The organism is Streptomyces sp. NPDC054841, from assembly GCF_053611045.1.
On the sequence record NZ_JBSGZO010000065.1, the window covers coordinates 16,399 to 27,326 of the forward strand.

Annotated in this window: 10 protein-coding genes; 9 read left to right on the forward strand and 1 reads right to left on the reverse strand. The window is 71.0% G+C overall.

Annotated features, from left to right (window positions below):
* The first annotated feature begins 2 nt into the window (after nucleotides 1-2).
* From ACWGI8_RS12315 to ACWGI8_RS12325, 3 genes are all read left to right on the forward strand, one after another.
* Complete coding sequence (locus tag ACWGI8_RS12315; protein WP_453660246.1) at nucleotides 3-875, forward strand: glycosyltransferase family 2 protein; 873 nt, start codon at nucleotides 3-5, stop codon at nucleotides 873-875.
* 93 nt (nucleotides 876-968) lie between these two features.
* On the forward strand, nucleotides 969-1,898 hold the full coding sequence (locus ACWGI8_RS12320; RefSeq protein WP_453660230.1) for an ABC transporter permease: 930 nt from the start codon (nucleotides 969-971) through the stop codon (nucleotides 1,896-1,898).
* Nucleotides 1,891-2,676 carry an ABC transporter ATP-binding protein gene (locus ACWGI8_RS12325; RefSeq protein WP_453660232.1) on the forward strand — a complete coding sequence of 262 codons (786 nt, stop codon included), beginning with the start codon at nucleotides 1,891-1,893 and terminating at the stop codon, nucleotides 2,674-2,676. Before ACWGI8_RS12320 ends, ACWGI8_RS12325 begins: the two co-directional genes overlap by 8 nt.
* 137 nt (nucleotides 2,677-2,813) lie before the next feature.
* Here ACWGI8_RS12325 and ACWGI8_RS12330 read toward each other — a convergent pair whose 3' ends face one another.
* The gene (locus ACWGI8_RS12330; protein ID WP_453660234.1) at nucleotides 2,814-5,018 is read right to left on the reverse strand and encodes an MMPL family transporter; all 2,205 of its coding nucleotides are present in this window, start codon (nucleotides 5,016-5,018) and stop codon (nucleotides 2,814-2,816) included.
* A 91-nt stretch (nucleotides 5,019-5,109) separates the two neighbouring features.
* Here ACWGI8_RS12330 and ACWGI8_RS12335 point away from each other — a divergent pair, with 91 nt between their 5' ends.
* From ACWGI8_RS12335 to ACWGI8_RS12360, 6 genes are all read left to right on the forward strand, one after another.
* Entirely contained in the window at nucleotides 5,110-5,775 is a 666-nt protein-coding gene (locus ACWGI8_RS12335) for a TetR/AcrR family transcriptional regulator (RefSeq protein ID WP_453660235.1), read from the forward strand.
* Nucleotides 5,776-6,164: 389 nt separating this feature from the next.
* Nucleotides 6,165-7,079: a squalene synthase HpnC gene (gene hpnC / locus ACWGI8_RS12340; RefSeq protein ID WP_453660237.1), complete on the forward strand. Its 915-nt coding sequence runs from the start codon at nucleotides 6,165-6,167 to the stop codon at nucleotides 7,077-7,079.
* A gap of 8 nt (nucleotides 7,080-7,087) precedes the next feature.
* Nucleotides 7,088-8,026, forward strand: coding sequence for a presqualene diphosphate synthase HpnD (gene hpnD / locus ACWGI8_RS12345; RefSeq protein WP_453660238.1), 939 nt, complete (start codon nucleotides 7,088-7,090; stop codon nucleotides 8,024-8,026).
* Nucleotides 8,026-8,190, forward strand: coding sequence for a hypothetical protein (locus ACWGI8_RS12350; protein WP_453660240.1), 165 nt, complete (start codon nucleotides 8,026-8,028; stop codon nucleotides 8,188-8,190). Before hpnD ends, ACWGI8_RS12350 begins: the two co-directional genes overlap by 1 nt.
* Nucleotides 8,187-9,620, forward strand: coding sequence for a hydroxysqualene dehydroxylase HpnE (hpnE, locus tag ACWGI8_RS12355; RefSeq protein ID WP_453660241.1), 1,434 nt, complete (start codon nucleotides 8,187-8,189; stop codon nucleotides 9,618-9,620). Before ACWGI8_RS12350 ends, hpnE begins: the two co-directional genes overlap by 4 nt.
* A complete protein-coding gene (locus ACWGI8_RS12360) occupies nucleotides 9,617-10,717 on the forward strand; it encodes a polyprenyl synthetase family protein (protein WP_453660242.1) in 1,101 nt (366 codons plus the stop codon). The genes hpnE and ACWGI8_RS12360 overlap by 4 nt, the downstream gene beginning before the upstream one ends.
* Nucleotides 10,718-10,928: the final 211 nt, after the last annotated feature.

The following is a 10,928-nucleotide window of genomic DNA, read 5'->3' on the forward strand; positions in this document are numbered from 1 at the left end:
CCATGAAGCTCGGCGCCGTCATCATCACCATGGGCAACCGGCCCGACGATCTGCGTGCCCTGATCGACTCGGTCGCCAAGCAGGAGGGCGACCCGGTGGACGTGGTCGTCGTCGGCAACGGCGCACCGGTCACCGGCCTCCCCGACGGAGTCCGCTCGGTCGATCTGCCGGACAATCTGGGCATCCCCGGCGGCCGCAACGTCGGCATCGAGGCCTTCGGCCCGTCCGGCACCGACGTCGACGTCCTGCTGTTCCTCGACGACGACGGCCTGCTGCCGAACACGGACACCGCCGAACTGGTCCGCCGGGCGTTCTCGGAGGACCCCGGCCTCGGCATCGTCAGCTTCCGCATCGCCGACCCGGAGACCGGGCTCACTCAGCGGCGCCACGTCCCGCGGCTGCGGGCCTCCGACCCGATGCGCTCCTCGCGTGTGACGACCTTCCTCGGCGGTGCCAACGCGGTCCGTACGAAGGTCCTCGCCCAGGTCGGCGGACTCCCGGACGAGTTCTTCTACGCGCACGAGGAGACCGATCTCGCCTGGCGTGCCCTGGACGCCGGCTGGATGATCGACTACCGCTCCGACATGGTGCTGTTCCACCCGACCATGCCGCCGTCGCGGCACGCGGTCTACCACCGCATGGTGGCCCGCAACCGGGTCTGGCTGGCGCGCCGCAACCTCCCCGCGCCTCTGGTGCCGGTCTACCTCGGGGTGTGGATTCTCCTCACTCTCCTGAGGCGGCCCACCGTCCCGGCGCTCAAAGCCTGGTTCTCCGGATTCAAGGAGGGCTGGACCACTCCGTGCGGGCCCCGCCGCCCCATGAAGTGGCGTACGGTATGGCGGCTGACCCGACTGGGCCGACCGCCTGTCGTCTGACAGGCCCAGGTCTGAGAGCATCGGGCGTACCCGGGTCTGGCCGCAACCTGAGCGCCCATCTGCCACGCATCTTGAACACGAAAGTTTCAACTTGTGAGTGACACAACCCATGACGGTGCGATCGCGACGAGCGCTCCGCCATCTCCCGACGCCGGACTGACACCGGCGGAGCTGGCCGGCAAGTACGGCCTGTCGGTGAGCGGTGCCCGACCGGGGCTCATCGAGTACGTCAGGCAGCTCTGGGGCCGCCGCCACTTCATCGTGGCCTTCGCCTCGGCGAAGCTGACCGCCCAGTACAGCCAGGCCAAGCTCGGCCAGCTCTGGCAGGTGGTGACACCGCTGCTGAACGCGGCCGTGTACTACTTGATCTTCGGGCTCATCCTGGGGACGAGGAAGGGCATCTCCAACGATGTCTTCATTCCGTTCCTGGTGACGGGCGTCTTCGTCTTCACCTTCACGCAGACCTCGGTGATGGCCGGTGTCCGCGCCATCTCGGGCAATCTCGGGCTGGTACGGGCACTGCACTTCCCCCGGGCGGCACTGCCGATCTCCTTCGCGCTTCAGCAGCTTCAGCAGCTGCTGTTCTCGATGACCGTGCTCTTCGTCATCGCGGCGGCCTTCGGCAGCTACCCGTCGCTCAGCTGGCTGTTGATCGTGCCCGCGCTGGCCATGCAGTTCGTCTTCAACATCGGCATCGCCCTGATCATGGCGCGGCTGGGCAGCAATACGCCCGACCTGGCCCAGCTGATGCCGTTCATCATGCGGACCTGGATGTACGCCTCGGGTGTCATGTACTCCATCCCTGTCATGCTGAAGGACAAGCCGGCCTGGATCGCGGACGTACTCGGCTACAACCCGGCGGCGATCTACATGGACCTGGTCCGTTTCGCGCTGATCGACGGCTACGGCTCGTCCAATCTGCCCTCGCACGTCTGGCTCGCCGGCCTCCTGTGGGCGGTTCTCTTCGGCGTCGCCGGCTTTGTGTACTTCTGGAAGGCGGAGGAGCGGTATGGACGTGGCTGAGGACATCGTGCAGGAGCGCATCCCCACCGTCATCGCCGACGAGGTGCACATCGTGTACCGGGTCCACGGCGGCAGCGGCGGCAAGGGCAGCGCGACCGCGGCCCTGAGCCGGATACTCCGCCGTGACAAGGGTGAGTCCCGCGGTGTCCGCAAGGTCCACGCCGTACGCGGCGTCTCCTTCACCGCGTACCGCGGTGAGGCGATCGGCCTGATCGGAACCAACGGCTCCGGCAAGTCGACCCTCTTGCGCGCCATCGCCGGCCTGCTGCCGACCGAGAGCGGCAAGGTGTACACCGACGGCCAGCCCTCCCTGCTCGGCGTGAACGCCGCGCTCATGGGCGATCTGACCGGAGAGCGGAACGTCATCCTCGGCGGCCTGGCCATGGGCATGTCCCGCGAGGAGGTCCGCGAGCGCTACCAGGAGATCGTCGACTTCTCCGGCATCAACGAGAAGGGTGACTTCATCACCCTGCCGATGCGTACGTACTCCTCCGGTATGGGCGCCCGGCTCCGCTTCTCCATCGCCGCGGCCAAGGACCACGACGTCCTCATGATCGACGAAGCGCTGGCCACCGGTGACCGCAAGTTCCAGATCCGCTCCGAGGAGCGCATCCGCGAGCTCCGGCAGCACGCGGGCACGGTCTTCCTGGTCAGCCACAGCCTGGGCTCGATCAGGGACACCTGTGACCGGGTCCTGTGGCTGGAGAAGGGCGAGCTGCTGATGGACGGCCCGACGGCCGAGGTCCTCAAGGCGTACGAGAAGGAGACCGGGAAGTAGTTCCCGGTCCCGCGTCCCGCAGCATCCCGCTGTATCCCGCGGCGTCCCGCAGCATCCTGCGGCCTTCCGCAGCAGAACACAGCCCCCGCCGGATCACTCCGGCGGGGGCCGTGGCTCTTTCTCCAGGTGCGCGGCGCTCAGACACCTGCGGGAGTACGCGGCTGCTCCGCGGGAGCCTCCCGCAGTCCCACCCGTGCATGGACCCTGCGCAGCGCCTTCGGCGCGTACCAGGCCCGGCGCCCCAGCAGCCGCATCGCGGCCGGTACGAGCACCCCGCGCACCGCCACCGCGTCGATGACGATGGCCAGCCCGCTGCCGATGCCGAACATCTGCAGGAAGGTGATCTCGCTGGTGCCGAACGCGAAGAAGCTCACCGCGAGCAGCCCGGCGGCCATGCTCACGATCCGCCCGGTGCGGGACAGCCCCGCCGTCACCGTCGTCGTACGGTCCGCGCCCTCGTCGTGCAGCTCCTTCATCCGGCTGGTGACGAAGACCTCGTAGTCCATCGAGAGACCGAACGCGACGCAGAAGAGCAGCACGGTCATGGACGTGTCGAGCGGCTGCGGCGTGAAGCCGAGCAGCGAGGCCAGATGGCCGTCCTGGAAGACCCACACCATCGCGCCGACCGCGGCCGACAGGCTGATCGCGTTGAGCACCAGTGCGCGCAGCGGCTGCACGACACTGCCCGTGAACAGGAAGAGCAGCAGGAACGTCGACACCACGATCATGCCGACGGCGAGCGGCAGCCGGTCGGAGATGGCCGACTTCGAGTCGACCAGCCTGGCGTCGTCGCCGCCCACCAGGGCCTGGGAGCCGTCCGGCGCGGGCACGGCACGGATGTCGTGGACGAGGTCCTGCGCCGCGTCCGACTTGGGCGCGAGGGAGGTGACGACGACCAGCCGCTGGGCGTCGGGGCGTCCGAGTGCCGCACTCTGCGGGGCCGCCCGGCCGGCCGCGCCGTCCTTGTACGTACCGCTGCTCGCGTCCACCCGTACGACGCCGTCGAGCCGGGACAGCTCGCCCGCGTACGCGCCGAGCGGTCCGGGGGCGACAGGGCCCGCGGTCACGACCTGTACGGAGCCGGTGTCGTCGCCCGCGAAGTCCCGCTGGACGGCGGTGGCGACCTGACGGCTCGCCGCGTCCTCGGGAAGCACCCGCTCGTCCGGCGTGCCGAAGGTGACACCGAGCAGTGGGCTCGCCGCCAGCAGCAGGACCGCGAGTACGGGCAGCGCGGTGAGCGCCGGCCGGCGCATCACGGTGCCCGCGATACGCCCCCACAGGGGCGCGTCGGGCTTCTGCGCCGACGTCGCCCAGGGCAGCCGGCCCTTGTTGACCCGGTGCCCCAGCAGGACCAGCAGCGGCGGCACGACGAACAGGGCGGCGAGCACCGCGACCACGACGACGCCGATGCCCGCGTAGGCGAAGGAGCGCAGGAAGAACGGCGGGAAGACGAGCAGCGCGGCGAGCGCCGCGGCCACGGTGGCGGCCGAGAACACGATGGTCCGGCCCGCCGTGCGGACCGTGGTGACCACCGCGTCCGGAACCTCGTCACCCGCCGCCAGCTGCTCACGGAAGCGGCTCACCAGCAGCAGTGCGTAGTCGATGCCGAGGCCGAGACCGAGCGCGGTGGTGAGGTTGACGGAGAAGACCGACACATCGGTCAGCGATCCCAGCACGAAGAGCTCGGCGAAGGTTCCGGCGATCGCGATCAGCCCGATGACCAGGGGCAGCAGCGCCGCGATCAGGCTGCCGAAGGCGAGCACGAGCAGGGCCAGGGTCACGGGGACGGCGATCGCCTCGGCGACAGCGAGGTCCTTGGCCACCTGTGAGGTGACGTCGGTGCCGATGGCCGCCGTCCCACCGGCCCGTACCGAGACCCCGTCCCGGTCGCCCGCGTAGCCGGCGACCAGTTTCTCCGCCCGGTCCGCGCGCTCGTCGTCCGAACCGGTGACATGGGCGGCGACGAGGGCCTGGCCGCCGTCCTCGGAGGCGAGCCGTGGGTTCTTGTCGTCCCAGTACGAGACCACATTGGTCACGGTGCGGTCGCTCCTGAGCCCTTGCGCGATGGCGCGCCCGCGCTCCTCGACGGCGGGGGAGGAGAGGCCGCCCGCCACCGAGCCGTCGGAGGAGATCAGGAAGACGAGGTCGGTCTCGCCGCCGAACTTCTCGTCGATGAGGGCCTGGGCCCGGGTGGACGGTGCGTCCGGGTCGTCGAAGCCGCCGCCGAGCAGCTTTCCGAAGGCTCCTGTCCCGAGCACGGTCATGACGGCCACCGCGGCGGCGGCCAGTACGAGTACGAGGCGCGCACGGCGCAGTGCCAGCGCGGCGAACCTGGTGAGCATCCGGTCCCCTGTGTCCCCAGCGAATGTTTACGGTGTTAACTCGACTCTGACAGGGGATGTTAATGCTGTCAACATCGGGCAGGATGAAGGCATGGCGACAACATCGGGCACGGCGGGCGGCAAGGCCGGCTATCACCACGGCGACCTGCGCAACGCGCTGATCGCTGCCGCCGTCGACCTCGCGACCGAGGGCGGTCCGGAGAGGGTGGTCCTCCGGGAGGCGGCCCGGCGTGTCGGCGTCTCACCCACCGCCGCGTACCGCCACTTCGACGGCCAGGGCGAGTTGCTCTACGCCGTGAAGGTCCACGGCCAGCAGGCGCTCGCCGAGTTCATGGAGCGCGCCGCCGCGCAGGCGCCCCGCTCCGGTGATCCCGGCGAGGCGGCCGAGCTGAGGGTCGCCGCCCTGGGTCGCGGCTACATCGCCTTCGCCCTCGCGCAGCCCGGTCTGTACCGATCGGCCTTCTGCAACCCCGGACTCTCCGGCGGCGCCGCGGGCTGGGACGTACTGGCCCCGGTCGGCGAGGGGCCCGAGTATCGTGCGTTCGTCCTGCTCACCGCCGCGCTGGACGCCCTGGTCGCCACCGGCCGGATGCCGGAGCGCAACCGCCCTGGTGCCGAGGCCGCCGCATGGGCGTCGGTGCACGGCCTGTCCCTGCTGCTTCTCGACGGCCCGCTGCGCGGGCTGCCGCCGGAGCAGCGGGACGCCGTGATCGAGCGGACCGTGGCGAACGTCGTCGCCGGCCTCAGGGGAGCCTGACCTGACCGTGCGGCCGCCCGGCGGCGTGCGGTGACGGGATCCGGGGTCCCGGGTCAGGCGGCCGTCCGTCCGTCGTCGAGCATCCGTCAACTCCTGTGCCGTCTGGGGAGGTTGATCCCGTATCGCATTGTTCTTGTAATGCGCGCAGCACCCCGGGAGGGTCCAGGGCGTTGTACAACGTAAGCTGTACCGGTGCTGATTCATGGCAAGTGGGGCGATACCCCCTAGAAGAATCCCGCTCGCCGGGTGGTCATGCCCTCGGACGGACCGGCGGCGTGTCCGAAATAGGATGTATTGGGTCGGCAGTGTAGAACGGGAGATGTGACGGCAATGACGGAAAATCTCCAGCTCCGCGTGGGTAGTGCCGTCCCCGCACCGGGCAGCCCGCGGTGACGGGTACCCGGCAGGTGCGCCCCGACGCCTCCACGCGCACCACGCTCGACAAGGCCGCCGACGAGAACTTTCCGGTGGCCCCCTTCTTCCTGCCGCGCGCCTGGCGCGACGACCTCATGGCCGTCTACGGATTCGCCCGCCTCGTCGACGACATCGGCGACGGTGACCTGGCCCCCGGCGGCGCCGACGCCGGCCACTTGGGCCTGGACCCCGCACAGGCCGACGACCGCCTCCTGATGCTCGACGCCTTCGAGGCCGACCTTCGGCGTGTCTTCTCCGACGGGACCCCGCGCCACCCGCTGCTGAACGCCCTGGTGCCCACCGTGCGCCGTTGCTCCCTCACCCCTGAGCCGTTCCTGGGGCTCATCGAGGCCAACCGCCAGGACCAGCACGTACGCCGCTACGAGACCTACGAGGATCTCGTCGCCTACTGCGAGCTCTCCGCCAACCCCGTCGGGCGGCTCGTCCTCGCGATCACCGGCACCGCGAACCCCGAGCGGATCCGCCGCTCCGACGCCGTCTGCACCGGGCTCCAGATCGTCGAGCACCTCCAGGACGTCGCGGAGGACCTGGAGCGCGACCGCATCTATCTCCCGGCCGAGGACATGAAGCGGTTCCATGTCACCGAGGAGGACCTCGCCGCGCCGACGGGGAGCGAACCGGTGCGCTCCCTCGTCGCGTACGAGTGCGAACGCGCGGGGGCTCTGCTGGATGAAGGCCTCCCTCTCGTGGGTAGCGTCCACGGCAGGCTGAGGATGCTGCTCGCCGGATTCGTGGGCGGGGGACGCGCCGCGCTCGCCGCGGTCGTGGCCGCCGGACACGACGTACTCACCGGACCGCCCAAGCCCACCAAGCCCCAACTGGTGCGTGAAGTAGGAGCTGTCTTGCGAAAAGCGCCGAGAGAGGGGTGAGCCGGAGCATGGAGGGACACACACAGATGTCCGCGCCCGTGCAGGCCGCGTACAGCTACTGCGAGGCCGTCACGGGACAACAGGCGCGCAACTTCGCGTACGGCATCCGGCTGCTGCCCGCGGAAAAGCGGCAGGCCATGTCGGCGCTCTACGCGTTCTCCCGGCGGGTCGACGACATCGGCGACGGCACCCTCACCGAGAGCGCCAAGCGGGACCGGCTCGAAGCGACCCGTGAGCTGCTCGGCAGGATCCGCGACGAGGCGGTGGACGAGGACGACACCGACCCGGTCGCGGTGGCGCTCACGGACGCGGCGCGCCGCTTCCCGATCCCGCTCGACGGACTCGACGAGCTCATCGACGGCGTCCAGATGGACGTACGTGGCGAGACGTACGAGACCTGGGACGACCTCAAGGCCTACTGCCGGTGTGTCGCGGGTGCCATCGGCCGGCTCTCCCTCGGCGTGTTCGGCACCCTGCCGGGCGCGCGCAGCGCTGAGCGCGCCTCCGAGTACGCCGACACGCTCGGCCTTGCCCTCCAGCTCACCAACATCCTCCGGGACGTCCGCGAGGACGCGAGCAACGGCCGTACGTACCTGCCCGCCGACGACCTCGCCAAGTTCGGCTGTTCGGTGGGCTTCCACCGCGCCGCGCCGCCGTCCGGCGCCGACTTCACCGGCCTCGTCCACTTCGAAGTGCGCCGCGCCCGGGGGCTGTTCGCGGAGGGCTACCGGCTGCTGCCCATGCTGGACCGGCGCAGCGGCGCCTGTGTCGCCGCGATGGCCGGCATCTACCGGCGTCTGCTCGACCGGATCGAGCGCGACCCCGAGGCCGTGCTGCGCGGCCGTGTCTCGCTGCCCGGCCGGGAGAAGGCGTACGTCGCGGTCCGGGGCCTGTCGGGACTCGATGCCCGCCACATCTCCCGGCAGTCCGTCAGGAGGCGTGCCTGATGGGTCACTTCGCCAAGCAGCACACCGAGCCGCGCAACAGGCCGCACGGCGCGCCTTACGACAAGCGGGACAACCCGCGCGCAACCCTCCGCCACGGCGTCGCGTCCCTGACAGCATCGGCCTCCGAAAGCGACTGCACCACACCGGCGGGGGAGGGCTCGTGACGAACGACGACAGGGATTCGCGGCACGCGGTCGTCGTCGGAGGCGGACTCGCCGGCGTCACCGCGGCGCTCCAGCTCGCCGACGCCGGACTGCAGGTCACCCTCGTCGAGAACCGCCCGCGTCTGGGCGGCCTCGCCTTCTCCTTCCGGCGCGGCGACCTGACCGTCGACAACGGCCAGCACGTGTATCTGCGCTGCTGCACCGCCTACCGCTGGTTCCTCGACCGTGTCGACGGCGCCCACCTGGCACCGCTGCAGCCCCGCCTCGACGTACCCGTGCTCGACGCCGCGCACCCCCAGGGGCCGCGGCTCGGCCGGCTGCGCCGCACCGCCCTGCCCGTACCGCTGCATCTCGCGGCGAGTCTGGCCACGTACCCGCATCTCTCCCTCGCCGAGCGGGCCGGCGTGGGGCGCGCAGCCCTCGCCCTCAAGGGACTCGACCCCGCAGACCCCGCTCTCGACGGCATCGACTTCGCCACCTGGCTCGGCCGCCACGGCCAGTCGCGGCGCGCCGTCGAGGCCCTCTGGGACCTCGTCGGCGTGGCCACTCTCAACGCCACCGCGCCGAACGCGTCGATGGGCCTGGCCGCGATGGTCTTCAAGACCGGCCTGCTCTCCGAGTCCGGCGCCGCCGACATCGGCCGGGCCCATGTCCCGCTCGGCGACCTCCACGACACCCTGGCCCGCAAGGCCCTCGACTCCGCCGGAGTCCGCACCGAACTGCGCACCCGCGTCAGCGCCGTCACCCGCACCGGCGACGGCCGCTGGAACGTCACGGCGGGTGCCGAGCGACTCGACGCGGACGCCGTCGTCCTCGCCGTGCCGCAGCGCGAGACCCACGCCCTGCTGCCCGACGGCGCCATCGACGAGCCCGACCGGCTGCTCGACATCGGCACCGCGCCGATCCTCAACGTCCATGTGATCTACGACCGCACGGTGCTGCGCCGCCCGTTCTTCGCCGCGCTCGGCACTCCCGTCCAGTGGGTCTTCGACCGCACCCAAGCCTCAGGACTCTTGAGGGGCGGGCCCGAAGGGCCCTCGGGCAAGGGCGGTGGTGGGCGACGGGTGGGACAGTATCTGGCCCTGTCCCAGTCGGCCGCGGACGACGAGATCGACACCCCCGTCGCCGAGCTGCGCGAGCGCTACCTCCCGGAGCTGGAGCGGCTGTTGCCCGCGGCCCGTGGCGCGGAGGTACGGGATTTCTTCGTCACCCGGGAGCGCACCGCCACGTTCGCCCCCACCCCCGGCGTCGGCAGGCTCCGGCCGGCCGCGCGCACCCGTGCACCCGGCCTGTACCTGGCCGGATCGTGGACCGCCACCGGCTGGCCCGCGACCATGGAGGGCGCCGTGCGCAGCGGTTTCAGCGCCGCAGGCGCCGCGCTCACCGCCCTCGGCCGCCCCCATGAACATCCGCTCAAGGAGGCGGCATGAGAGTCAAGCCTGGAACCAGAGGAGAGAAAGTGCCGACTGCGCCCTCGGCGAACCCGGCTGTCGACACCGCGGACGTGACCGCGCTGCTCGAGCGCGGGCGGACCATGTCCACCCCGGTGCTGCGCGCTGCCGTGGACCGGCTCGCGCCGCCCATGGACACTGTCGCCGCCTACCACTTCGGCTGGATCGACGCTCAAGGCCGCCCCGCCGACGGCGACGGCGGCAAGGCCGTACGCCCCGCGCTGGCCCTGATCTCCGCGGAGGCGGCCGGTGCCGCGCCCGAGGTCGGCATCCCCGGCGCCGTCGCGGTGGAGCTGGTGCACAACTTCTCGCTGCTCCACGACGACCTGATGGACGGCGACGAGCAGCGCCGGCACCGCGACACCGTCTGGAAGGTGCACGGCCCCGCCCAGGCGATCCTCGTCGGCGACGCGCTGTTCGCGCTGGCCAACGAGATCCTGCTGGAGCTCGGCACGGTGGAGGCGGGCCGGGCGACCCGCCGGCTCACCACCGCGACCCGCAAGCTCATCGACGGCCAGGCGCAGGACATCTCCTACGAGCACCGCGAGCGGGTCACCGTCGACGAGTGCCTGGAGATGGAGGGCAACAAGACGGGTGCGCTGCTCGCCTGCGCCGTATCCATCGGCGCGGTGCTCGGCGGCGCCGACGACCGCACCGCCGACGCCCTGGAGGCGTACGGCTACCACCTCGGGCTCGCCTTCCAGGCCGTCGACGATCTGCTGGGCATCTGGGGCGACCCGGAGGCCACCGGCAAGCAGACCTGGAGCGATCTGCGCCAGCGCAAGAAGTCCCTGCCGGTCGTCGCCGCGCTCGCCGCGGGCGGACCGGCCTCCGAGCGCCTCGGCGAACTGCTCGCCGCCGATGCCAAGAGCAGTGAGTTCGACAGCTTCTCCGAGGCGGAGTTCGCCACCCGGGCGGCCCTGATCGAGGAGGCGGGCGGCCGCGAGTGGACCTCCCAGGAGGCTCGCAGGCAGCACGGAACGGCGATCGCGGCGCTGGACCGCGTCGAGATCCCCGACCGTGTGCGGGCGCAGCTGGTGGCGCTTGCCGACTTCGTCGTCGTACGCAAGAGATGATCACAGTCCTACGGGCAGATGATCACGGTTCGTACGGAACAGTTGATCACTTGACGGAGATGATCACGATCAACCGCATATGAGCTCGCGGTCGCCGGCCGGGGGCACACCCGGCCCCCGCCCGCCGCCCTACCGCAATCCCCAACACCCACAGGACCCAGGGGGACGCCAGGCAACCCCGACCCCCGGGAGCGCACGGGGGTGGGGACCC